The organism is Streptomyces geranii (assembly GCF_002954775.1).
Lineage (GTDB): Bacteria > Actinomycetota > Actinomycetes > Streptomycetales > Streptomycetaceae > Streptomyces > Streptomyces geranii.
Window position 1 is genome coordinate 1 of sequence record NZ_PJME01000049.1, and the last position, 24,298, is coordinate 24,298.

20 protein-coding genes and 2 tRNA genes are annotated in these 24,298 nt (G+C 68.6%); 18 read left to right on the forward strand and 4 right to left on the reverse strand.

Translation table 11 applies throughout. The features are described from left to right. The first annotated feature begins 125 nt into the window (after positions 1-125). Positions 126-935, forward strand: coding sequence for an Fpg/Nei family DNA glycosylase (locus CW359_RS36060; RefSeq protein ID WP_105974446.1), 810 nt, complete (start codon positions 126-128; stop codon positions 933-935). Between the two features lie 41 nt (positions 936-976). On the opposite strand, the gene CW359_RS36065 is transcribed toward CW359_RS36060, so the two are convergent. Next, the gene (locus CW359_RS36065; RefSeq protein ID WP_105974447.1) at positions 977-2,251 is read right to left on the reverse strand and encodes a GNAT family N-acetyltransferase; all 1,275 of its coding nucleotides are present in this window, start codon (positions 2,249-2,251) and stop codon (positions 977-979) included. A 162-nt stretch (positions 2,252-2,413) separates the two neighbouring features. Between CW359_RS36065 and CW359_RS36070 the strand changes: the two genes are divergently transcribed. After that, positions 2,414-3,592: a PP2C family protein-serine/threonine phosphatase gene (locus CW359_RS36070; protein WP_105974448.1), complete on the forward strand. Its 1,179-nt coding sequence runs from the start codon at positions 2,414-2,416 to the stop codon at positions 3,590-3,592. A 9-nt stretch (positions 3,593-3,601) separates the two neighbouring features. Here CW359_RS36070 and CW359_RS36075 read toward each other — a convergent pair whose 3' ends face one another. After that, positions 3,602-4,834, reverse strand: a complete 1,233-nt coding sequence (locus CW359_RS36075) for a cation:proton antiporter (protein WP_232838761.1) — start codon at positions 4,832-4,834, stop codon at positions 3,602-3,604. A gap of 142 nt (positions 4,835-4,976) precedes the next feature. On the opposite strand from CW359_RS36075, the gene CW359_RS36080 reads away from it, so the two are divergent. Both CW359_RS36080 and CW359_RS36085 read left to right on the forward strand, forming a co-directional pair. Beyond that, entirely contained in the window at positions 4,977-5,441 is a 465-nt protein-coding gene (locus CW359_RS36080; RefSeq protein ID WP_105974450.1) for an HD domain-containing protein, read from the forward strand. 223 nt (positions 5,442-5,664) lie between these two features. Continuing rightward, positions 5,665-5,859 carry a hypothetical protein gene (locus CW359_RS36085; protein ID WP_006383514.1) on the forward strand — a complete coding sequence of 65 codons (195 nt, stop codon included), beginning with the start codon at positions 5,665-5,667 and terminating at the stop codon, positions 5,857-5,859. Between the two features lie 59 nt (positions 5,860-5,918). Here CW359_RS36085 and CW359_RS36090 read toward each other — a convergent pair. Next, positions 5,919-5,989, reverse strand: a tRNA-Gly gene (locus tag CW359_RS36090). A 140-nt stretch (positions 5,990-6,129) separates the two neighbouring features. Here CW359_RS36090 and CW359_RS36095 point away from each other — a divergent pair. The 5 genes from CW359_RS36095 to clpX all read left to right on the forward strand — a co-directional run bounded on the left by CW359_RS36095 (position 6,130) and on the right by clpX (position 11,132). Beyond that, positions 6,130-6,206 (forward strand) — tRNA-Pro (locus CW359_RS36095). 220 nt (positions 6,207-6,426) lie between these two features. After that, on the forward strand, positions 6,427-7,821 hold the full coding sequence (gene tig / locus CW359_RS36100; RefSeq protein WP_105974451.1) for a trigger factor: 1,395 nt from the start codon (positions 6,427-6,429) through the stop codon (positions 7,819-7,821). Positions 7,822-8,281: 460 nt separating this feature from the next. Then, positions 8,282-8,890 carry an ATP-dependent Clp protease proteolytic subunit gene (locus CW359_RS36105; RefSeq protein ID WP_044474085.1) on the forward strand — a complete coding sequence of 203 codons (609 nt, stop codon included), beginning with the start codon at positions 8,282-8,284 and terminating at the stop codon, positions 8,888-8,890. 50 nt (positions 8,891-8,940) lie between these two features. Beyond that, complete coding sequence (locus CW359_RS36110; RefSeq protein ID WP_105974453.1) at positions 8,941-9,639, forward strand: ATP-dependent Clp protease proteolytic subunit; 699 nt, start codon at positions 8,941-8,943, stop codon at positions 9,637-9,639. Positions 9,640-9,845: 206 nt separating this feature from the next. Then, positions 9,846-11,132 (forward strand): ATP-dependent Clp protease ATP-binding subunit ClpX, encoded by a 1,287-nt coding sequence (gene clpX, locus CW359_RS36115; RefSeq protein WP_105974493.1) that lies wholly within the window; start codon positions 9,846-9,848, stop codon positions 11,130-11,132. Positions 11,133-11,207: 75 nt separating this feature from the next. On the opposite strand, the gene CW359_RS36120 is transcribed toward clpX, so the two are convergent. Next, a complete protein-coding gene (locus CW359_RS36120; RefSeq protein WP_105974454.1) occupies positions 11,208-12,194 on the reverse strand; it encodes a hypothetical protein in 987 nt (328 codons plus the stop codon). Positions 12,195-12,331: 137 nt separating this feature from the next. Here CW359_RS36120 and CW359_RS36125 point away from each other — a divergent pair, with 137 nt between their 5' ends. The 9 genes from CW359_RS36125 to rodA all read left to right on the forward strand — a co-directional run bounded on the left by CW359_RS36125 (position 12,332) and on the right by rodA (position 24,273). Then, complete coding sequence (locus CW359_RS36125) at positions 12,332-14,956, forward strand: valine--tRNA ligase (protein ID WP_105974455.1); 2,625 nt, start codon at positions 12,332-12,334, stop codon at positions 14,954-14,956. A gap of 162 nt (positions 14,957-15,118) precedes the next feature. Further along, positions 15,119-16,606, forward strand: coding sequence for a bifunctional tetrahydrofolate synthase/dihydrofolate synthase (folC, locus tag CW359_RS36130; RefSeq protein ID WP_105974456.1), 1,488 nt, complete (start codon positions 15,119-15,121; stop codon positions 16,604-16,606). Positions 16,607-16,612: 6 nt separating this feature from the next. After that, on the forward strand, positions 16,613-16,978 hold the full coding sequence (locus CW359_RS36135; protein ID WP_105974457.1) for a DUF4233 domain-containing protein: 366 nt from the start codon (positions 16,613-16,615) through the stop codon (positions 16,976-16,978). Between the two features lie 68 nt (positions 16,979-17,046). After that, a complete protein-coding gene (ndk, locus tag CW359_RS36140; protein ID WP_006375945.1) occupies positions 17,047-17,460 on the forward strand; it encodes a nucleoside-diphosphate kinase in 414 nt (137 codons plus the stop codon). Between the two features lie 354 nt (positions 17,461-17,814). Beyond that, positions 17,815-18,834 (forward strand): rod shape-determining protein, encoded by a 1,020-nt coding sequence (locus CW359_RS36145; protein WP_053741250.1) that lies wholly within the window; start codon positions 17,815-17,817, stop codon positions 18,832-18,834. A 146-nt stretch (positions 18,835-18,980) separates the two neighbouring features. Further along, positions 18,981-19,925: a rod shape-determining protein MreC gene (gene mreC / locus CW359_RS36150; RefSeq protein WP_105974458.1), complete on the forward strand. Its 945-nt coding sequence runs from the start codon at positions 18,981-18,983 to the stop codon at positions 19,923-19,925. A gap of 15 nt (positions 19,926-19,940) precedes the next feature. Then, the gene (mreD, locus tag CW359_RS36155; protein WP_105974459.1) at positions 19,941-20,612 is read left to right on the forward strand and encodes a rod shape-determining protein MreD; all 672 of its coding nucleotides are present in this window, start codon (positions 19,941-19,943) and stop codon (positions 20,610-20,612) included. Positions 20,613-20,803: 191 nt separating this feature from the next. Continuing rightward, entirely contained in the window at positions 20,804-23,077 is a 2,274-nt protein-coding gene (mrdA, locus tag CW359_RS36160) for a penicillin-binding protein 2 (protein WP_105974460.1), read from the forward strand. Continuing rightward, positions 23,074-24,273 (forward strand): rod shape-determining protein RodA, encoded by a 1,200-nt coding sequence (rodA, locus tag CW359_RS36165; protein WP_105974461.1) that lies wholly within the window; start codon positions 23,074-23,076, stop codon positions 24,271-24,273. Before mrdA ends, rodA begins: the two co-directional genes overlap by 4 nt. Positions 24,274-24,298 lie beyond the last annotated feature (25 nt).

Here is a 24,298-nt window from a genome sequence, read left to right on the forward strand (position 1 = left end):
CGGCCGGGGGGGGGGGGGGGGGGGCCCCCCCCCCCGGAAGGGATGGGACGGGTAGGGGCGGCGGGGGCGAGAAAACCCCCACGGCACCCCCACCCCACCCACCCGCGAAAAAAGAAGGAGCACCCGTGCCGGAAGGGCACACGATCCACCGCCTCGCCCAGGACTACCGCACCGCGTTCCTCCGCACGCACCCCCAAGTAACCAGCCCCCAGGGCAAGTTCTCAGACGCAGCCGCCCTCCTCGACCGCGCCGAACTCACCCACACCGAAGCCCACGGCAAACACCTCTTCCTCCGCTTCCGCGAATCGGACTGGATCCACATCCACCTGGGCCTCTTCGGCAAGGTCAACTTCGGCGACACCCCCGCCCCACCCCCCACCGACACGGTCCGCCTCCGCCTCGCGAACGACACCGCGTACGTCGACCTCAGGGGCCCCACCACCTGCGCCCTGATCACGGACCCCGAGAAGCAGGCGATACACACCCGCCTGGGCCCGGACCCCCTGCGCGAGGACGCGACCCCCGCCACGGCCTACACCCGCATCAGCCGCAGCCGTACGACGATCGCCGCCCTCCTCATGGACCAGAAGGTCATCGCGGGCGTGGGCAACGTCTACCGCGCCGAGGTCCTCTTCCGGCACGGCATCGACCCGTACCGCCCCGGCAAGGACATCACCCCCGCCGAGTGGACCGCGCTCTGGACCGACCTGGTCGCCCTGATGCGCGAGGGCGTGCGCAACAACCGCATCGACACCGTCCGCCCGGAGCACACCCCGGAGGCGATGGGCCGCCCGCCGCGCGTCGACGACCACGGCGGCGAGGTCTACGTCTACCGCAGGGCCAACCTGCCCTGCCACCTCTGTGGCGGCGAGATCCGCACCGCCGATCTCGCCGCCCGCAACCTCTTCTGGTGCCCGGCCTGCCAACGAAAGTGACCGGGCACCGCAGGCTGCCGAATCAGAACCCGTACGACGGATCAGAACCCGTGCGAGAGCCAGGGCGTGACCACCGACCCGAAGGCCACCGAGGCCTCGGCCAGCGCCCCCTGCCGAACCTCCCGCACCCGCCCGGCCGAAGCCAGCCCCGCCAGCGACACCCCGCCCAGATAGGCGGCCCCCAACTCCCGTACGGACAGCGCGAGATCAGCCGCGTCCTCGGTACGCACGCACACCGCACCCTTCGCATCGCCGCTCAGCCGCCAACGCCCCGAGTTCCAGGGGCAGAAGGCGTCCTCGACGTCCAACACGACGTCCACGGGCGCGAGATACGTCCGCGCCTCCAGCGCGGCTCCCAGGTCCACCAGGCGTACGTACAGGGCGTCCCGCCGGCGCAGCCCGCACCGCCGGATGTCCGACACCAGGTGATGCCAGGGCTCGTCGACCGGCCGCCCGCGCGCGATGATCTTCGACGTCAGGTCGAGATCGAACAGGAACCGCCACACGGCGGCGTGCGAGGCGGCGTCGAGCGCCTCCGCGTCCTCGACGACCACCGCACTGTTGGCCCCGGAGAAGTCCCAGTCGGGCTTGACCCGGTACCGGGCGTACCCCACGACCTCCGCACCCCGCTCGGCGACAACGCACTGCAGCGGCGAGGCCCCGTCCCGCTCGCTCTCCGGATCGAGCACCATCCCCGCCGCCCAGCCGGGCATCCGCGCCAGCATCCCGGGCCGCTCCGGCACCCGCCGCGCGTACACCGCCTCGCAGTCGTCCAGGGCCTCGGCCGGTACGGCGTACCGCAGCCGTACGTCATCGGTCCCGTCCGGCACGGACAGACGTACCCGGGTCGTGTCGATCTCGACGGTCAGCGACTGGGTGGCACAGCCGTACCCGAACCGTCCGTAGATGGCGGGCTCGGACGCGGTCAGCACCGCCAGGGGCTCACCCCAGCTCCGTACGTCGTCCAGCTGCCGGCGCATCATCGACTTGAGCACCCCGCGCCTGCGGTGCGTGCCGGCCACCCCGACCATGGTCACGCCCGCGGCCGGGACGGACGCTCCACCGGGTACCGTTAGCCGGAAGGTGAAGGCACCCGCACTGCCGACGCACACGTCACCGTCCCAGGCACCCACGGAACGGTCCAGCTCGGTGAGTGATTTCCACAACTCCCGTTCCTCGGCGGACTCGGGCGTTCCACCGAAGGCGCGGAGCAGGTTGTCGTACCACTGATCCCAGTCCTCGGACCGGAGTACCCGCAGGTCGGCCGTGCTGTGGGGGGTACCGGAGGGCGTGCCGGGAGTCCTGGAGGTCGTCATAGACCATGCCTACCAGGGCAATGCGGGACGAGCGAGGGAATTTCTCTCTCGGGGCCTCGGACCGGCTCCCGGTGGGTTTCACTGTGAAGTTGAAGCTCGGACGGGGGACAAGTGGGACCTCCCGTGCCAAGCAGCTGGTCCGATGGATAGGGTCCCGAACTAATGGCAGCAGGACGAGAGCGGCGCGCGGAGGCCGAGACGTTCACGGCCCGGTTGAAGAAGCAGGTTCACCGGGTCCGCACCGGCGTGCGCAGATCCGCCGTGGACTACTTCCGGGGCGACGGATCGGACTGGATCGCGCTCGCGGGCCTGCTCATCACGATCCCGCTCATCGCCACCATGACCCTCGCCAACTCGGTGTGGTGCTCACCTGCCCTGCTGGTCCTCCCGATCGTCGCGGGCGGCCTCCTGCTCCGCCCGGCCAGCCTGCTGGGCCTGTACGCGGCGGCGGCGTCGGCCCTGATCGTGGAGTCGGTGAAGCTGGGCCCGTACACGGAGGGCCCGAGCAGGGTCACTCCCGGCGTCGTCCTCGTCGTGGCGGCATGCGGCTTCTTCGGCCTGTTGATCGCCCAGTTCCGCAGCCGGGTGGGCGTCCCCTGGCGCCGAGGCGGCACGATGCTCTTCGACCTGCGTGAACGCATCCGCGTCCAGAGCAAGTTGCCGCAGCTGCCGCAGGGCTGGCACCGGGAGATGGCGCTGCGCCCGGCGGGCGGCCAGTCGTTCTCGGGCGACTTCGTGGTGGCGGCCCGGACGAACGGGGGCCGCACGATGGAGGTCGTCCTGACGGACGTGTCGGGCAAGGGCATGGACGCGGGCTCAAGAGCCCTGCTCCTGTCCGGAGCCTTCGGCGGCCTCCTCGGCTCCCTCCCGCCCCACGCATTCCTCCCGGCGGCGAACGGCTACCTCCTCCGCCAGGACTGGGACGAGGGTTTCGCGACCTCGATCCACCTCGTCCTGGACCTGGACTCGGGCGACTACGAACTCTTCTCCGCGGGCCACCCGCCGGGCCTGCAGCTCAGCGCGGGCACCGGCCGCTGGGAGGAAAAGGCCGCGGAGGGACCGCTGTTGGGCGTGTACGACGGCGCCCAGTTCGACCCGGTCAAGGGATCGTTGCGGCCCGGAGACGTACTGATGCTCTTCACGGACGGCCTGGTGGAAACCTCCGACCGGGACATCGTCGAGGGCATCGACCGCCTGACCGGCGAAGCGGACCGCTATGTGGCCGGAGGTTTCCACGGCGCGGCCTGGCATCTGATCGAGGCGGTGGCGAAGGACGTGAACGACGACCGGGCCCTCCTGCTGATCTGCAGAGAGGGCCCCACGGCGCAGGCGACGATCTGACGGAACTTTTCAGCGCCGGTCGGCACCACTCAGCCCGTCCGGCGTTTGAGGACGAGCGCTTTCAGCGCGATACGGGGGTTCGGGGGCGGAGCCCCCGAGGACGGGAAGGGCAGGGGCGGCGGGGGCGAAGAAAATGGGCACCCACCCCGCAGCCAACGGCCCCAGAACCGCCAGCACCAACACATACCCCGCGATGAACGGCGACAGCCGCTCGTCCAGCCCCGCCCCGGCAGCCATCGTCGCCAGGATCAGAGCGAACTCCCCTCGCGCCAGCAGCGTGGTGGAGATCACCGAAGCACCCCGTGGACCAAACCCGTAGATCCGCGCGGCCCCCACCCCGGCCAGGACGTTCATCACCATCGTCACGGCGACAGCCGCCAGCACCGGCCACACCACCACCGGCAGATCCCCGGGATCGATCGACAGCCCGAACGCGAAGAAGAACATCGCCCCGAACGCGTCCCGCAACGGATGCACCAGCTTCCGTATCCGCTCTCCCGAAGCCGTGCTCCCCAGCATCAGCCCCACCATGAACGCCCCGATCGCGTCCGCGACCCCGAACCACTCGGACACCCCGGCGACGAACACGGCCGCGCCCAGGAACGAGATCACCAGCAACTCGTCGTCCTCGACGGCGAACAGCCGCCCCACGACCCGCGTACCGAATCGCGCCGCGAGCGCCAGCAGCAACAGGAACCCGAAGGCCTTGCCGCCGTCGAGAACCGCGGCCCCCAGGGAGTCCGCCCCGGACAACACGGGCTGCAGCGCGGCGAGATAGAGCGCGAGGAACACGTCCTCGACGACGATGATCCCGAGGATCGGCTTGGCCTCCGGGCTGCCCAGCCGTCCGGTGTCGACCAGCACCTTCGTGACGATGGCGGAGGACGAGATGCCCAGTACCCCGGCGAGGACCAGCGCTTCGGAGGTGCCCCATCCGAGGGCGAATCCGAAGCCCAGGCCGGCGCCGACGTTCAGCGCGAGATACGTGCCCCCGGCCAGCGCCATCCGCCGGCCGCCCGCCTTGAGGTCGTCCAGGTGGAATTCGAGGCCGAGGTAGAAGAGCAGCAGGACGAGCCCGAGCGCCGAGAGCATCTCCATGTCGTGCGGGTCCGAGACGAGCACGATGCCGGGGGTGTGCGGGCCGAGGAGTATCCCGGCGAGGATGAAGAGGGGGATGGTCGGGAGCCCGATCCGGCTGCCGAGCCGGGCGAGGACGGCGGCGGCGAGAAAAGCGCCGCCCATGGCGATGAGAGTGTCCGCGTGACCGATGAGCCTGCCTCCTGAGTCAAGAGAGCGTCAAGAAAACGTCAATACTTACTTTACCAAACTATCCTCGGCCCTCGCCCGGACCGCCCGGATCACTCGGACCCCACAGACTGGCCGGATGACGAACAACCCAACCCCCCTGACCCTGGCCGAAGTAGAGGCCGCGGCCCGGGCCGCACACGCCACGCAGACGGACAAGGCGGGCCGCCCCTACGCGGAGCACCTCCAGGCGGTCGCCGAGGGCGTACGCGCGCGTGGCGGCGACGAGGAACAGATCGCGGCGGCCTGGCTGCACGACGCCGTGGAGGACGACGCGCTCTCCGCGGACTGGCTGGAGGAGGCCGCGTTGTCCCGCCGCACGAAGGACATCGTGCTGGCCGTCACCAAGCGTGCGGGGGAGCCCCCGGAGGCGTACGCGCGGCGCGTCCTGGACACCCCGGGCGCACTCCTGGTCAAGGAGGCGGACCTCGCGCACAACGCGAACCCCGCCCGCCTGGCGGCACTTGACGCCCCGACCCGCGCCCGCCTCACCGAGAAGTACGCCAAAATGCGCGCACTGCTGGGACTTCATGGCACTTCATGAGACTTCATGAAGCTTCAGAGGGGGAGAAGTCGGTCTAATTACCCATAAAGAACGGATTCATGTGCCGTGGGTTCGTCTGTGCGGACAAATCAATCCGGTGGGGCCGATGATGCGTCACCGGCCGCATACGGTGGCCCGGTTGGTGGCACGATGGATCTGGCGGGGGTGCGAGGGAACGCATCCCTGGGCCGGTAGAGCGGACCGACCGTAGGGTGTGATCAGTGTGGCCATTTCGTTGTCAGTGGTGCTGATGTTGGGAATCATCCTGGTGGTGCTGATCCGCGGAGGCACGATCAAGGCGGGCCCGGCGGTCGTCGCCATCCTCTTCGGCTTCTTCCTCGCCTCCACCGGCATGGCCGACGACATCCAACGATTCCTGAACTCGATAGCCGACACGATCAACGAGATCCAGTTCTGACCGCCGTGGGGAAACGCGATCGGCCCGGTTCCAGGGGAACCGGGCCGACGGCGAGAGAGAGCGGGCGACGGGAATCGAACCCGCGTAGCTAGTTTGGAAGACTAGGGCTCTACCATTGAGCTACGCCCGCACACGCGCGCCGCAGGTCAGCAGACCGCGGCACAGAGAGCATCGTAGCGGTTCGCGGCCCTTCGACGCACACTCGGTTCCCAGTCGTGAAATGCGGCAACCCCATGGCCTGCGGGCATGTACCCTACGTGTCGCACCAGACGGGGTGTGGCGCAGCTTGGTAGCGCGTCCGCTTTGGGAGCGGAAGGCCGTGGGTTCAAATCCCGCCACCCCGACCACCTGCCGGACGTCCGGCAAGATCACCTTTTGGGGCGTGTCCCCCCTGCGGCTAGTATGCAAACTGCGCGCCCGTGTGTCTGCGTTGTTACGTCTCTCAAGGGCCGCTAAATCCGCTGAGGCTCGGCCGACCCGGCAGACGCCGTCGGCAGAGGACAGCAGCAGTACCTCAGCAGAAATCTCAGCGAACCCCCAGAAGTCAGCCCCCAAGGAGACCGAACCGTGAAGAGCGCCGTGGAGACCCTGAACCCGACTCGGGTTCGGCTCAGCATCGAGGTGCCCTTCGAGGAGCTCAAGGACAGCCTCGACGCGGCGTACAAGAAGATCAACCAGCAGGTCACGGTGAAGGGCTTCCGGAAGGGCAAGATCCCGGCGCGCGTCATCGACCAGCGGTTCGGCCGCGGTGCGGTCCTGGAGGAGGCGGTCAACGACGCGCTCCCGAAGTTCTACACCGACGCGGTCAACGAGGCCGAGCTGAACGTCCTGGGCCAGCCCGAGGTCGACATCACGGAGCTGAAGGACGGCGAGACGCTGAACTTCACCGCCGAGGTCGACGTCCGCCCGACCATCGAGATCCCGGACTACTCCGGCATCGAGGTCGAGGTCGACGCGATCGAGGTCACCGAGGAGGACATCGACAAGTCGGTCGAGCAGCTCCGTGAGCGCTTCGCCTCGACCTCCCCGGTCGAGCGGGCCGCCGAGGACGGCGACGTCGTCACGCTCGACCTGGAGGCCAAGGTCGACGGCGAGGTGCTGGAGGACGGCGTCGCGAGCGGCGTCTCCTACACCATCGGCTCCGGCGAGCTGCTGGAGGGCGTCGACGCCGCGGTGACGGGCGTGGAGGCCGGTGGCGAGGCCACCTTCACCTCCGAGCTGAAGGGCGGCTCGGCGGCCGGCAAGGAGGCCGAGGTCACCGTCAAGGTCACCCAGGTCGCCGCCCGCGAACTGCCTGCCCTGGACGACGAGTTCGCCCAGCTCGCCTCCGAGTTCGACACCCTGGAGGAGCTGCGGGCGGACAGCCGCAAGCGCCTCGAGAACATGAAGCAGTACGACCAGGCCACGCAGGCCCAGGAGCGAGTCCTGGAGAAGCTGCTCGAACTGGTCGAGGTGCCCGTCCCCGAGAAGCTCCTTGAGGACGAGATCAACACCCGCAAGCACAACCTGGAGCACCACCAGCTCGGCCAGATGGGCCTCGACCTCGAGAAGTACCTGGAGATCCAGGGCAAGACGGCCGAGGAGTTCGACACCGAGACCAAGGAAGCCGCGGTCAAGGGCATCAAGACCCAGTTCGTCCTGGACGAGCTGGTCAACAAGGAGAAGCTGAACGTCAACCAGGAGGAGCTCACCGAGCACCTCATGCGCCGCGCGGCCTCCTCCGGCATGTCCCCCGACCAGTTCGCCCAGGCGGTCGTCGAGGGCGGCCAGGTCCCGATGCTGGTCGGCGAGGTGGCCCGAGGCAAGGCCCTGGCGGTAGTCGTCGAGGCGGCCACGGTCAAGGACACCAACGGCGAGATCATCGACCTCGACGACGAGGAAGAGGACGAGACCACGGAGCCCACCTCCGAGGAGACCCCGGCCGTAGAGGCCGAGTCCACCGAGGACAAGCCCGAGGCCTGACACCACCAGCACCTCTGAAGCACGTACGACGACGGGCCCCGACGGCACAGCACCATGCCGCCGGGGCCCATCGTCATCTCCGTTCACGGCGACGCGCCCCAAAGGGGCGCGGGGAACTGCGCGACAAGCCACGACGGACCAGCACCCGACCACTACCGGCGGAGCCACGGCGAGACGCGGCAGGGGGCCCGGGGCGCAGCCCCGTGACGCTCACCGAAACCCCGCCCACGACACAGCCGACCCGCACCGGAAACCCTGCTCAACCCAGCGGAGCGCATGCGCTCACAGCGAACAGTTCCTTTCCCGGGATTCCCCGGAGGGACCCGCGCGTTAGGGTCCATGAGTACGAGGGCAGGGGAGTCCCCGAATAACCGCCGGACGGCCCCACGCCCCGGCAGAACACGTGAGACGGCCCGGCGCCGTCGTAAGACGAGCAGGTGGATACGACGTGACGAATCTGATGCCTTCCGCCGCCGGCGAGCCTTCCATCGGCGGTGGCCTCGGCGACCAGGTCTACAACCGGCTGCTCAACGAGCGGATCATCTTCCTCGGCCAGCCGGTCGACGACGACATCGCGAACAAGATCACCGCGCAGCTGCTGCTTCTCGCCGCAGCTGACCCGGACAAGGACATCAACCTCTACATCAACAGCCCCGGCGGCTCGATCACGGCCGGTATGGCGATCTACGACACCATGCAGTTCATCAAGAACGACGTGATGACGATCGCCATGGGCCTCGCCGCCTCCATGGGCCAGTTCCTGCTCAGCGCGGGTACACCCGGCAAGCGCTTCGCGCTGCCGAACGCCGAGATCCTGATCCACCAGCCCTCCGCCGGCCTCGCCGGTTCGGCCTCGGACATCAAGATCCACGCCGAGCGGCTGCTGCACACCAAGAAGCGCATGGCCGAGCTGACGGCGCAGCACACCGGCCAGACCGTCGAGCAGGTCACCCGGGACTCGGACCGCGACCGCTGGTTCGACCCCGAGGAGGCCAAGGCGTACGGCCTCATCGACGACGTCATCGCCACGGCCGCCGGCATCCCGGGCGGCGGCGGCACAGGGGTGTAAGCGCCCTCAACGCCCTCCAGCCCCCGCCTAAGCCCCTTTCAGGAGACATCGTGAACGACTTCCCCGGCAGCGGCCTCTACGACCGTACGAGGGCGGCACAGGCCGCCCAGGCGCAGTACACCGGCCCCAGCGCCGAATCGCGCTACGTCATCCCGCGCTTCGTCGAGCGCACCTCGCAGGGCGTGCGTGAGTACGACCCGTACGCGAAGCTCTTCGAGGAGCGCGTGATCTTCCTCGGCGTGCAGATCGACGACGCCTCCGCCAACGACGTCATGGCACAGCTCCTGTGCCTGGAGTCGATGGACCCCGACCGGGACATCTCGGTCTACATCAACAGCCCCGGCGGCTCGTTCACGGCCCTCACGGCCATCTACGACACGATGCAGTTCGTGAAGCCGGACGTCCAGACGGTCTGCATGGGCCAGGCGGCCTCCGCCGCCGCGATCCTCCTCGCGGCCGGTACGCCGGGCAAGCGCATGGCACTGCCCAACGCGCGCGTGCTGATCCACCAGCCCTACAGCGAGACCGGTCGCGGCCAGGTCTCCGACCTGGAGATCGCGGCCAACGAGATCCTCCGGATGCGTGCCCAGCTGGAGGACATGCTGGCCAGGCACTCCACCACGCCGATCGAGAAGATCCGCGAGGACATCGAGCGCGACAAGATCCTCACGGCCGAGGACGCGCTGGCGTACGGCCTGATCGATCAGATCATCTCCACCCGCAAGATGAACAACGCAAGCGTCCGCTGACGTACTGGTAGACGTACCGGCAGACGTGAAAGCTGTATCGTCTGCCGCCCCTTGGCACGGTTCCACTCGGTGCACGACTGGTGCACGACAAAGTGAACCGCGCCAAGGGGGGCCCGAACGGGGGGCCCGGCAAGGTACCGTCGGACATAAGGCAGCACCAGGAGTCGCTGGACCTAGGCGTCTCCCAGGCGAAGGGGAAGCACACCGTGGCACGCATCGGTGACGGCGGCGATCTGCTCAAGTGCTCGTTCTGTGGCAAGAGCCAGAAGCAGGTCAAGAAGCTCATCGCAGGCCCCGGTGTGTACATCTGCGACGAGTGCATCGATCTCTGCAACGAGATCATCGAGGAAGAACTCGCGGAGACCAGCGAGGTCAGGTGGGAGGAACTCCCCAAGCCCCGCGAGATCTACGAGTTCCTCGAGGGGTACGTGGTCGGTCAGGAGTCGGCCAAGAAGGCCCTGTCCGTCGCGGTGTACAACCACTACAAGCGGGTCCAGGCCGGTGAGAACAGCGGCGGCCAAAGCCGTGACGACGCCATCGAGTTGGCGAAGTCCAACATCCTCCTGCTGGGCCCCACGGGCTCCGGCAAGACCCTCCTCGCGCAGACCCTCGCGCGCATGCTCAACGTCCCGTTCGCCATCGCCGACGCGACGGCGCTGACGGAGGCCGGGTATGTCGGCGAGGACGTCGAGAACATCCTGCTGAAGCTGATCCAGGCGGCGGACTACGACGTCAAGAAGGCCGAGACCGGGATCATCTACATCGACGAGATCGACAAGGTCGCGCGGAAGAGTGAAAACCCGTCGATCACGCGTGACGTGTCCGGCGAGGGCGTCCAGCAGGCCCTGCTGAAGATTCTCGAAGGCACCACGGCCTCCGTACCCCCGCAGGGCGGACGCAAGCACCCGCACCAGGAGTTCATCCAGATCGACACGACGAACGTCCTGTTCATCGTGGGCGGCGCCTTCGCGGGCCTGGAGAAACTCGTCGAGTCCCGCGCGGGTGCCAAGGGGATCGGCTTCGGCGCCACGATCCGCTCCAAGAAGGAGCTGGAGGCGAAGGACCGCTTCGAGGACGTCATGCCCGAGGACCTGGTGAAGTTCGGCATGATCCCCGAGTTCATCGGCCGCCTCCCGGTCATCACGTCCGTGCACAACCTCGACCGCGAGGCACTCCTCCAGATCCTGGTCGAGCCGCGCAACGCGCTCATCAAGCAGTACCAGCGCCTCTTCGAACTCGACGGCGTGGAGCTGGACTTCGAGCGCGAGGCCCTGGAGGCCATCGCCGACCAGGCGATCCTGCGCCAGACCGGCGCCCGCGGCCTGCGCGCCATCATGGAGGAGGTCCTCCAGGCGGTGATGTACGAGGTCCCGTCCCGCAAGGACGTGGCCCGGGTCGTCATCACGGCGGACGTCGTCCTGTCGAACGTGAACCCGACCCTGATCCCGAGGGACGCGCGAGGGCGCGGCCCGGGCGAGCAGAAGACGGCGTAACAGCAGCGCATTTCCGTACGACTGCGGAGGGGCCCCGGTCAACAGACCGGGGCCCCTCCGCAGTTGGAGCCGGTGTCAGGCCTTGACGCGCACGTCCGCGCGGAGCTTGGCGGCGAGTTCGGCCGCCTCCTCCATGGTGGAGGCCTTGCCCGAGGCCAGCGAGGCGAGGTCGTACGTCAGGACGTAGCTGAGCGTGCTGTGGTCGCCCCAGATGCAGAACGGCATCTTCGTCGTCGTACCCGACTCAGTGCTCTCGATCTGCTGGCACTTCATGATGCCGTTCTCGAAGCCGGCCGGCGTGAACTCCTGCGGGCTGCCCACGAGTTTGCCGTCGTCGGCGGAAGTGCCCTTCGCGGACTCCGACTTCATCTGGGCGAACATCGCGTCGACGACCTTTTCCGGGTCGTCGATCGTGCCGTACACCCCGGCGAACATCAGGGTCTTGGCGGTGAGGCTCTCGCCCGAGGCGTACACGGCGCTGATGTCCTTGGGGTTCTCGACCCCCCAGGCCTCGGCGTCCTTGATCTCGTCCTCGCTCAGCCCGTCGGCCGCCGAGTCCCCGCTCTTCTTGTACTCGCCGCCGAGCACGGTCGCGGGCGCCGTCAGCTTGTGCGCGCCGTCGTCGGCGATGGCGGACCCGCCGCCCGAGCCGCCGTCGGTGCCGAGCACGAACCACGCCCCCACGGCGATGGCGGCCACGACGGCCACCGACCCGAGGACGATCGCGGTGGTCTTCTTCTTGCCGCCACCGGGCGGCGGCTGCGGAACCCCGTACGGGGCCTGGCCGTACGGCGGCTGCTGCTGGCCGTACGGGTTCGGCGCACCCTGCGGAGCGCCCTGCTGCGGATAGCCGTACCCGGGCTGCGGGGGAGCCTGCTGCGGATAGCCGTAACCCGGCTGCGGGGGCGCCTGCTGGGGGTAGCCGTAGCCGGGCTGGGGAGCCGTCGGAGGGCCCGGAGGTGCCTGGGGCGGCTGGCCGTAAGGACCCGACTGGGCCGGCTGCCCGTATGGTCCGGGCTGCTGCGGCTGCTCGCCGTACGGGCCCGGCTGGTTGTGGCTCATCTCTGGGTTCCCCTCCAGAATGCTTATGTGTTCCTGACATCCTCGCGCAGGCCGGGCGCCCGAGTTGCCCCGGGTGTGCCACCGTTACGAAAGAAACGTGTTTCGGGACACGGCCGTGACGCCCCTAAACTGACCGGGTGACCGAGAACGCTCAGCAGCAGCCACCAGCGCCCACTACCGAACTGCCGACCCAGTACGCGCCGGCCGAGGTAGAGGGGCCGCTGTACGAGCGCTGGGTGGACCGGGGTTACTTCGCCGCCGACGCGAAGAGCGACAAGCCCGCGTACACGATCGTCATCCCGCCACCGAACGTCACGGGCTCCCTCCACCTGGGCCACGCCTTCCAGCACACGCTCATGGACGCCCTCACCCGCCGCAAGCGCATGCAGGGCTACGAGTCGCTCTGGCTCCCCGGCATGGACCACGCGGGCATCGCCACCCAGAACAAGGTCGAGCAGCAGCTCGCCGAGGAGGGCAAGTCCCGCCACGACCTGGGCCGCGAGGAGTTCGTGGACCGGGTCTGGCAGTGGAAGGAGGAGTACGGCGGCAAGATCCTCGGCCAGATGCGCCGCCTCGGCGACGGCGTCGACTGGAGCCGCGAACGCTTCACGATGGACGAGGGCCTCTCCAAGGCCGTCCAGACGATCTTCAAGCGGCTGTACGACGACGAGTTGATCTACCGCGCCGAGCGGATCATCAACTGGTGTCCGCGGTGTCTCACGGCGATCTCGGACATCGAGGTCGACTACCAGGACGACGACGGCGAACTCGTCTCCATCAAGTACGGCGAGGGCGAGGACACGGTCGTCGTCGCGACGACCCGCGCCGAGACGATGCTCGGCGACACCGCCGTCGCGGTCCACCCGGACGACGAGCGGTACGCCCACCTCATCGGCAAGCAGATCAAGCTCCCGCTGACCAACCGCACGATCCCGGTCGTCGCGGACACCCACGTCGACCCCGAGTTCGGCACCGGCGCGGTCAAGGTCACCCCGGCCCACGACCCGAACGACTTCGCCATCGGCCAGCGCCACAACCTCGACTCCATGACCGTCATGGACGAGCGCGGCATCATCACCGTCCACGGCCCCTTCCAGGGCCTGGACCGTTTCGAGGCCCGCTCCACGATCGTCAACGCGCTGCGCGAGCAGGGCCGGATCGTCGCCGAGAAGCGCCCGTACGTCCACTCCGTGGGCCACTGCTCCCGCTGCAAGACGACCGTCGAGCCCCGCCTCTCGATGCAGTGGTGGGTCAAGGTCGAGCCGCTCGCCAAGGCCGCCGGTGACGCGGTCCGCGACGGCCGGGTCAGGATCCACCCGCAGGACATGTCGAAGCGCTACTTCGACTGGGTCGACAACATGCACGACTGGTGCATCTCGCGCCAGCTGTGGTGGGGCCACCGCATTCCGGTCTGGTACGGCCCGGACGGCGAGACGGTCTGCGTCGGCCCCGACGACGAGACCCCGACCGGCGAGGGCTGGACGCAGGACGAGGACGTCCTCGACACCTGGTTCTCCTCCGGCCTTTGGCCGTTCTCCACGCTCGGCTGGCCCGAACAGACCCCGGACCTGGAGAAGTTCTACAAGACCGACGTCCTGCTCACCGGCCACGACATCATCTTCTTCTGGGTCGCCCGGATGATGATGTTCGGCCTCTACGCGATGGACGGCGAAGTCCCCTTCCACACCATCGCGTTGACCGGACTCGTCCGCGACGAGTTCGGCAAGAAGATGTCGAAGTCCAACCCCAACGCGGTGGACCCCCTCGACTGGATGGACAAGTACGGCTCGGACGCCGTCCGCTTCACCCTGGCCAAGGGCGCCAACCCGGGCGCGGACGTCCCGATCGGCGAGGACTGGGTCCAGGCGTCCCGCAACTTCACCAACAAGATCTGGAACGCCACCCGCTTCGCCCTGATGAACGGCGCCACGGTCGAGGGCGAACTCCCGCCCGTGGAGCGGCTGTCGGCGACGGACCGCTGGATCCTGTCCCGCCTCAACAAGACCGTGGCGGACATCGACGCGTTCTACGACGACTACCAGTTCGCGAAGCTCAGCGAGTCGCTGTACCACTTCGCGTGGGACGAGGTCTTCGACTGGTACGTCGAGCTGTCCAAGACCACCTTCTTCGCGGGCGGCGAGCAGGCGAAGGTCTCCGGCCGCGTCCTCGGCGAGGTCCTCGACGTGATGCTGCGGGTCCTGCACCCGGTCGTCCCGTTCGTCACCGAGACCCTGTGGACGACGCTGACGGGCGGCGAGACCCTGGTCACCGCCGACTGGCCGTCCGACAGCGGCTTCCGCGACGACGCCGCCGAGAAGGAGATCGAGCTGGTCCAGCGGGTCGTCACCGAGGTCCGCCGGTTCCGCAAGGACCAGGGCCTGAAGGACGGCCAGAAGGTCCCCGCCCGCCTCACCCTCGACGGCACACCCCTGGCCGCACACGAACCGGCCATCCGCCAGCTCCTCCGCCTCCAGCCGGAGGGTGAGGGCTTCGCGGCCACGGCCACCCTCCCGGTCGCCGGCGCCACGGTCGCCCTCGACCTCTCCGGCACGATCGACGTCCCGGCGGAACGCAAGCGCCTCGCGAAGGACCTGGCGGCAGCGGAGAAGGAACGCCAGCAGGCAGAGGCCAAACTCGGCAACGAGGCCTTCCTGGCAAAGGCCCCGGACCAGGTGGTCGACAAGATCAAGGCCCGCCTGACAAAGGCGGACGAGGACATCACCCGCATCCAGACCCAGCTGGAGAGCCTGCCCCAGGCGTAGGGGTTTCTACGGCACGAGGGCGCCCGGAGCTGTGAAGCTCCGGGCGCCCTCGTCGCCGTCAGGGGCGCGGGGAACTGCGCGACCAGCCACAACGCACCCGCACCCGCCAACGAAACCCCCACCACCCCACCCCATGGGCGCCCCCTCCGTAGACTGACCCCCGTGAGCGACACCGACCCTTTCGACGACATCATCGACGCCGAGACAGACCGCGACCCCGACCTCGCGGTCATCGAGGCAGGCAGCCGCACCCTGCGGACGCAGGCCGGCGGCGTGCCGCAGGTCGATGTCCCCGGGCGCCCCGCCGACCCCGAGGTCGACAAAGCCCTCCGCACCGTCGAGGCGGACCTCGCCACCCGCTGGGGCGAGACCAAGCTGGAACCCAGCGTCACCCGCATCGCCGCGCTCATGGACGTCCTCGGCGAGCCCCAGCGCGCGTACCCCTCGATCCACATCACCGGCACCAACGGCAAGACCTCCACCGCCCGCATGATCGAGGCCCTCCTCGGCGCCTTCGACCTGCGCACCGGCCGGTACACCTCCCCGCACGTCCAGTCGATCACCGAGCGGATCACGCTCGACGGGGCGCCGATCTCCGCCGAGCGGTTCGTCGAGACGTACGACGACATCAAGGCGTACGTCGAGATGGTCGACGCCCAGCAGGAGTTCCGGCTCTCCTTCTTCGAGGTCCTCACGGGCATGGCGTACGCGGCCTTCGCGGACGCCCCCGTGGACGTGGCCGTCGTCGAGGTCGGCATGGGCGGCACCTGGGACGCCACCAACGTCATCGACGCCGATGTGGCCGTCGTGACGCCCATCGACCTCGACCACACCGACCGGCTGGGTGAGACGCCGGGTGAGATCGCCGTAGAGAAGGGCGGCGTGATCAAGCAGGACGCGACCGTCATCCTCGCCCAGCAGCCGGTCGACGCGGCCCAGGTGCTGCTGAAGAAGGCCGTCGAGGTGGACGCCACGGTGGCCAGGGAGGGCCTGGAGTTCGGCGTCGTCAGCCGCACGGTCGCCGTCGGCGGACAGGTGCTGTCGCTGCGCGGCCTCGGCGGGGAGTACGAGGAGATCTTCCTGCCCCTGCATGGCGGCTACCAGGCCCACAACGCGGCCGTCGCCCTCGCCGCCGTGGAGGCGTTCTTCGGCGTCGGCACCCAGCGGCCCGAGCCCCTCGACGTCGACACCGTCCGCAAGGCGTTCGCCGCGGTGACGTCCCCGGGGCGGCTGGAGGTCGTACGGCGCTCTCCCACCGTCGTGCTCGACGCCGCGCACAACCCGGCGGGCGCGCGGGCCACGGCCGAGGCGGTGGGCGAGGCCTTCGACTTCAGCAGGCTGATCGGAGTGGTCGGCGCGAGCGGCGACAAGGACACGAGGGGCCTGCTGGAGGCCTTCGAACCGGTCTTCGCCGAGGTCGTGATCACGCAGAACTCCAGCCACCGCGCGATGGACGCCGACGAGCTGGCCGCCATCGCCGTCGAGGTCTTCGGCGACGACCGCGTCCAGGTCGAGCCGCGTCTCGACGACGCGTTGGAGGCCGCCGTCACCCTCGCCGAGGAGGACGGGGAGTTCTCCGGCGGCGGCGTCCTCGTCACCGGCTCCGTCATCACCGTCGGCGAGGCCCGACTGCTCCTGGGGAGGGGCTGAGTTCCCGTGCGTACGCTCTGTGCTTCGACGCTGATCGGCGAGGTCTTCGTGATCGGTTTCGCCGGTCTCGTCGCCATGAAGGACCCCGACCTGTCCACATCGACCGTCTGGACGGTCAGCGGCATCGCCATGCTGCTGTGCGTGCTGCTCTGCGGTGTGATCACCCGGCCCGGCGGCATCCAGCTCGGCTGGGCCCTGCAGATCGCGCTCATCGCGTCCGGCTTCATCGTCCCGACGATGTTCTTCATGGGCGCGATGTTCGCCGCGCTGTGGTGGGCGTCCGTGCACTACGGACGCAAGATCGACGAGGCCAAGGCCCGTTTCGCCGCGCAGGCCCGGTCGACCGGTAGTACCAGTCCTGACGCTGCGTGACACCCGCGCAGGGCGGCCCTGTAGCCTCTGAGCACCGCACACACGTGACCTCGAATGGAGCCACCCCCGTGACTCAGCGCACCCTCGTCCTGCTCAAGCCCGACGCCGTCCGTCGCGGCCTGACCGGCGAGATCATCGGCCGGATCGAGCGCAAGGCCGGCTGGCGGATCACCGCGCTGGAGCTGCGCACCCTGGACCAGGAGACGCTGGAGCAGCACTACGGCGAGCACAAGGGCAAGGTTTTCTACGAGCCCCTCGTCGAGTTCATGGCCTCCGGCCCCGTCGTCGCCCTGGTCGTCGAGGGCGAGCGGGTCATCGAGGGTGTGCGGGCGCTCGCCGGGCCGACCGACCCCATCGCCGCCGCCCCCGGTTCCATCCGCGGCGACTACGGCGTGATCGTCCGCGAGAACCTGATCCACGCCTCCGACTCCGAGGAGTCCGCCGAGCGCGAGCTGAAGATCTTCTTCCCCGGCCGCGACTGAGTTTCCGCGTATCCGTCCGGTGAACTTCTTGCGTAGTTTCTGTTCGATCCGTACCTGAGGGACCGTCACCTCACCCGGATGCCCGAGGATTGTCTGACCTGGGACGGCCGTCGAAAACCGGCCGTCCTCCGGCATATGCGTGCCGATCGGGGGAACGCCTACCCCCGAACGCCCGTCTCCAGAAGCGAGACGGCACATCGCATGCTGACAATGGCGAAGACCCTCGCGCGGTGTTCGTGCAGGCGAGACTACGATGTAAGCCTTCACGCCACCCGCACCCACTTCGCCGTCCCGAAGCAAAGCCCTCGCACGCTTCAACTTGGGAAGGCCAGACGAATCCTGATGGGGAACTCAATGTCGTTCATCGGCCGTGACATGGCTGTCGACCTCGGGACCGCCAACACGCTGGTGTACGTCAGGGGTCGCGGGATCGTACTCAACGAGCCGTCCGTCGTCGCGATCAACACCAACACCGGTGGCATTCTCGCGGTCGGATCGGAAGCGAAGAAGATGATCGGTAGGACGCCCGGCAACATCGTTGCCGTGCGCCCGCTCAAGGACGGCGTCATCGCCGACTTCGAGATCACCGAGCGGATGCTCCGCTACTTCATTCTGAAGATTCACAAGCGGCGGTATCTCGCCCGTCCCCGTGTCGTCGTCTGTGTGCCCTCGGGCATCACGGGCGTCGAGCGCCGCGCCGTCATCGAGGCCTCGTCCCAGGCCGGCGCACGCCAGGTGCACATCATCGAGGAGCCCATGGCCGCGGCCATCGGCTCCGGCCTGCCGGTCCACGAGGCCACGGGCAACATGGTGGTGGACATCGGCGGCGGCACCACGGAGGTCGCGGTCATCTCCCTCGGCGGCATCGTCACCGCCCAGTCCATCCGCGTCGCGGGTGACGAACTGGACAGCTCGATCATCCAGCACATCAAGAAGGAGTACTCCCTTCTGCTGGGTGAGCGGACTGCCGAACAGATCAAGATCACGATCGGTTCGGCGTACGACCTCGACAACGACGAACACACCGAAATCCGCGGCCGGGACCTTGTCTCCGGGCTGCCCAAGACCGTCGTGATCTCCGCGGCCGAAGTGCGCAAGGCCATCGAAGAACCGGTCAACGCGATCGTCGACGCCGTGAAGACCACCCTCGACAAGTGCCCGCCCGAACTGTCCGGCGACATCATGGACCGCGGGATCGTCCTGACCGGCGGCGGCGCCCTGCTCCGCGGGCTCGACGAGCGGTTGCGCCGGGAGACCGGCATGCCCATCCACATCGCCGAGGACCCGCTGGACAGCGTGGCGCTCGGCTCCGGCAAGTGCGTGGAGGAGTTCGAGGCGCTCCAGCAGGTCCTGGACGCCCAGCCGCGCAGATGACGTAACTCTTCGATTCCGCCGTACGAGATGATCTCCTCTCGTGCGGCGGATCGTTGGTATAGAGGCATAAGCTCCCCCAAAGAACTCGATCACCCCCAAAACCCTGTTGCCCCAGAATTCTCTTGAGGAAGGCACGGCCGCCGCACGTGAGGGACACACGAGAGAGCCGGCTGCTCCTGGTGCTGCTGATCGCGATCGCGTTCGCGCTGATCACGGTGGACATCCGCGGTGGGGAGGACTCACCGGTCGACGGTGCCCGGCAGGCCGCGGCAGCCGTCTTCGGGCCGGTCGAGGACGGGGTGGCCACCGTGGTCGACCCGGTCGGCGACGCGGTCTCCGCCGTACGCGACTCCGGTGACCGCCACGACCGGCTCGCCACGCTGGAGAACGAGAACGCGGCGCTCAAGGCCCGTCTCGGCAGCGACGACCGCAACCGCAGCCGTCTCGGCCAGTTCGACAAGATGCTCAAGTCGGCCGGTGCCGGGCAGTACGGCATCAAGGGCGCCGAGGTCATCGCCATAGGAGCGGCCCAGGGCTTCTCCTGGACGGTCACCATCGACATCGGCGCGAACGACGGCGTCACCCGCGACATGACCGTGCTGAACGGCGACGGACTCGTCGGCCGCGTCACCACCGTCGGCCCCGGCACCTCGACCGTGCTGCTCGCCAACGACCCCGACTTCACCGTCGGCACGCGCATGGAGGGCAGCGACGAACTGGGCTTCGCCTCGGGCCAGGGCGACCGGCCGCTGCGCGTCCAGCTCCTCAACGGCAAGGCCAAGGTGAGCAAGGGCGACCGGCTCGTCACCTTCGGCTCGCAGGCCGACAAGCCGTTCGTGCCCGGCGTACCCGTGGGTGTCGTGTCCCGGGTCGATCCGTCCGGCGGCGATCTGACCCGCACGATCTACGTCACGCCGTTCGTCGGCTTCACCAAGCTCGACATCGTCGGTGTCGTCGTCGAGGCCCCGCGCACCGACCCGCGCGACACCGTCCTCCCGGCCAAGCCGAAGCCGACGCCCACACCGACGGTCACCGTCACGGTGACCCCGTCCGCGCCGGCGGCCGACGGCCAGTTCCAGCAAGAGCAGTAGGAGCTGAACTCCCTGATGCGTTTCAACCGGATGCTCCTCTCCGTCACCCTGGTGGTCGTCGCCATGGTGGTCCAGGTGAGCGTCCTCGCCCGCCTGCACCTCCCGGGCGCCGTCCCCGACCTGCTGCTGCTGACCGTCCTCGGCCTTGCCCTGGTGTACGGCCATGTGGGCGGCGCGCTCGTCGGGTTCGGCGCCGGACTCCTCGCCGACCTCGCCCCGCCCGCCGACCACGCGGCCGGCCGCTACGCCCTCGTGCTGTGCGTCATCGGCTATCTGGCGGGTCTCGTCAAACCCGAGAACGGGCAGCTCAAGTCGGCGACAGGACCGATGGCCGTCGTGGTCGCCGCCGCCGTCGGCACGACCCTGTTGTACGCCGGTGTCGGCGCCCTCGTCGGCGACACCGCCGCCCGCAATGTCGGCCTCACCAGCCTGCTGTTCACGGCCGCGCTCTACGACCTGCTGCTCGCGCCCTTCGTGGTCCCCGGCATCATGTTCCTGGCCCGCAGAGCGGAGAACGACCCGCTCGCCGAGGCCAACTCCTCGGCCAAGAAGAGCGACATCTCCTCGGGCTGGCTCTCCTCCGGTACCGGACTGCGCATCGGCAGCCAGCGCGGCGGCCTCAAGGTGAAGGCGGCCAGGTCGAAGGCGGCCCGGGCCGGCCGCATCAAGGGGGTCAAGCGCCTGTGACCACGGGTGAGTTCACTCGAACGGGTTCGCCGGGGCGGAACGCGGCCTCACAGGTCGCCCGTTCATCATTCGTACACGCACACACGCCCGCATCACGCACGACCAAGCCACACACGTCTGCACCACACACGTCTACGCCACGCACAGCCACGCCACACTCGTCGGCGCTCTGAGAGGGGGAGGCAGCACCAGTGACCAACATTCCCGAGACCGGCCGGACGCCACGCGTCCAGATCCGGCTCGTCGTGATCCAGATCCTCGTCCTCTCCCTGCTCGGCACGCTCGGCGGCCGGCTGTGGTACCTCCAGATCCGCGAGGGCGACGCCTACGCCAAGGAGGCGTCCGGCAACCATGTGCAGCAGGTCGTGCAGCCCGCGGTCCGCGGTTCGATCCTGGACGCGCGCGGGGTGCCGATCGCGGACAACGAGACACGGCTGGTCGTCTCCGCGTCCCGCACCGAACTGCTGAAGATGGCGGACGACGGCGAAGCCGTCCTCACCAAGCTCGCCGGGGTCCTGGGCATGAAGCCCAAGGACGTCCAGGACAAGGTCCGCCTGTGCGACGCCAAGACGCCCCAGCCCTGTTGGAACGGCTCGCCGTACCAGCCGATCCCGATCACCGACGAGGCCACCGCCCGCCAGGCCCTCCAGATCCGCGAGCGCTCCGAGGACTTCCCCGGCATCACCGCCGAGCCCGAGGCCGTACGCCGGTATGCCGGCCCCGGCGGCTCCAACACCGCCCAGGTCCTCGGCTATCTCTCCCCGGTCACCGACGAGGAGATCACCAAGGCGCAGGACACCGACTCGCCCTACCTGCGCTCCGACCAGGTCGGCCGGTCCGGCCTTGAGCGCGAGTACGACAAGGAACTGCGCGGCAAGGCAGGCGTCACCCGCTACGAGGTCGACAACCTCGGCCGCGTCATCGGTACCGCCGAGGCCGACCCCGCCCAGTCCGGCTCCAACCTCGTCACCAGCATCGACGCCCGCGTCCAGCGGGTCGCGGAGTACGAGCTGAACGACGCGATGAAGGAAGCCCGCAAGGGGTTCGACGACAACACCAACGAGAACTACAAGGCCGACGCGGGCGCGGTCGTCGTCATGGAGGCCAAGACGGGCCGGGTCGTCGCGATGGCGTCCAACCCGACCTACGACCCGAACGCCTGGGTCGGCGGCATCTCCGCCAAGGACTACGCCAAGCTGACCGGCAAGAACTCCAACTACCCGCTGCTCAACCGGGCGATCCAGGGCCAGGCGGCCCCCGGCTCGATCTTCAAGGTCATCTCGACCTCGGCGGCGGTCAACGCGGGCTACCCCTTCGACGGGAACTACGACTGCTCCAGCTCGTACTCGATCGGCGGCCAGGTCTTCAAGAACTACGAGTCCAAGGGGTACGGCCCGATCAGCCTCGGCCGCGCCATCGAGGTCTCCTGCGACACCGTCTTCTACCGTCTCGCCCACGACCAGTGGGCGAAGGACGGCGGACTGAAGCCGAACAAGAACGCGAAGAACTGGTTCTACACCACCGCCCACGACTTCGGCCTCGGCGCCGTGACCGGCATCGACCTCCCCAACGAGGTCTCCGGCCGCGTCCCCGACCGCAAGTGGAAGCAGGACTACTGGAAGGCCAACAAGGCCTCCTGGTGCAAGTACGGCAAGAAGGGCGGCACCTACGCCCAGCAGATCGCCTACGAGAACTGCCTCGAAGGCAACCTCATGCGCGCCGGTGACTCCGTCAACTACTCCATCGGACAGGGCGACATCCTCGTCACGCCGATACAGATGGCGACGATCTACTCGGCGATCTCCAACGGCGGCACGCTGTACGACCCGACGGTCGGCAAGGCGGTCGTCAGCGCCGACGGCAAGTCCGTCCAGACGATCAAGCCCAAGTCGCACGGCAAGCTGCCGATCTCCAAGGCGACGCTGAAGGACATAGACGGTGCCCTCGAAGGGGTCGTCACCCGTGGTTCGGCGGCCTGGCGGTTCGGCGGCTGGCCGCAGGACAAGATCCCGATGCACGCCAAGACGGGTACGGCCGAGGTCTACGGCAAGCAGACCACCTCGTGGTTCGCGACGTACACCAAGGACTACACGATCGTCATGACGATCTCCCAGGGTGGTACGGGCTCCGGGGCCTCCGGACCGGCCGTCCGGAAAATATACGAGGCTCTGTACGGCGTCTCCCCGGACGGCAAGATCGACAGCAGGAAGGCGCTGCTGCCCACCCCGCAGAAGACCCTGCCGAAGATCGAGTCGGACGGCTCGATCGACGCCCCGAAGATCAAGCCGTACGTCCCGCCGAAGGCCACCGACGAGACCCTCGTCGTCGCGGGCGGCCAGCTGCCGCCGGCCACGGTCGCCTCGGAGGGGACACGCACCAACCGCAGCGCCCGCCGAGCCCGGGGCGGCCGTAGACGCGGGCGCGGGCGGAGTACGCGCGGCATGCGAAGGACGACGACGACATGACCGGCGCGAACACCTTCTCCGTCTCCGGCTACGGCCCCGAGCGCTCGTCCCTGTCCCGGCTGCTGGCCCGCGACTCGCTGGCCCGCAGGCTGGACTGGCCGATACTGCTGTCCGCGCTCGCGCTGTCCTTCATGGGCGCGATCCTGGTCTACTCGGCGACCCGCAGCCGCACCGAGATCAACCAGGGCGACCAGTACTACTTCCTGATCCGGCACCTGATGAACACCGGCATCGGGTTCTGTCTGATGATCGGCACGGTCTGGCTCGGCCACCGCACCCTGCGCACCGCGGTCCCGATCCTCTACGGCCTCTCGGTCTTCCTGATCCTGGTGGTGCTGACCCCGCTCGGCGCGACCGTCAACGGCGCCCACGCGTGGATCGTGCTCGGCGGCGGCTTCTCGCTCCAGCCCTCGGAGTTCGTGAAGATCACGATCATCCTGGGCATGGCGATGCTGCTGGCCGCCCGGGTCGACGCGGGCGACAAGCTCTACCCCGACCACCGCACGGTCCTCCAGGCGCTGGGCCTGGCCGCCGTACCGATGATGATCGTCATGCTGATGCCCGACCTCGGGTCGGTCATGGTCATGGTCATCATCGTGCTCGGGGTGCTGCTCGCCTCCGGTGCCTCCAACCGCTGGATCTTCGGCCTCCTGGGCACGGGCGGGCTCGGCGCGGTGCTGATCTGGCAGCTCGGCGTCCTCGACGAGTACCAGATCAACCGCTTCGCCGCCTTCGCCAACCCGGAGCTGGACCCGTCCGGCGTCGGCTACAACACCAACCAGGCGAGGATCGCGATCGGTTCGGGCGGTCTGACGGGCACGGGTCTGTTCCACGGCTCGCAGACGACCGGCCAGTTCGTCCCGGAGCAGCAGACGGACTTCGTGTTCACGGTGGCGGGGGAGGAGCTGGGCTTCGTCGGCGCGGGCCTGATCATCCTGCTCCTCGGCGTGGTGCTGTGGCGGGCCTGCCGGATCGCCCGCGAGACGACCGAGCTGTACGGCACGATCGTCGCCGCCGGGATCATCGCGTGGTTCGCGTTCCAGTCGTTCGAGAACATCGGGATGACCCTGGGGATCATGCCGGTCGCCGGTCTGCCACTGCCCTTCGTGTCCTACGGAGGATCGTCGATGTTCGCCGTGTGGGTGGCGGTGGGGCTGTTGCAGTCGATCCGGGTGCAGAGACCCATGTCGGCGTAGAGGTTGCTGGTGGGTGACGTCCGGG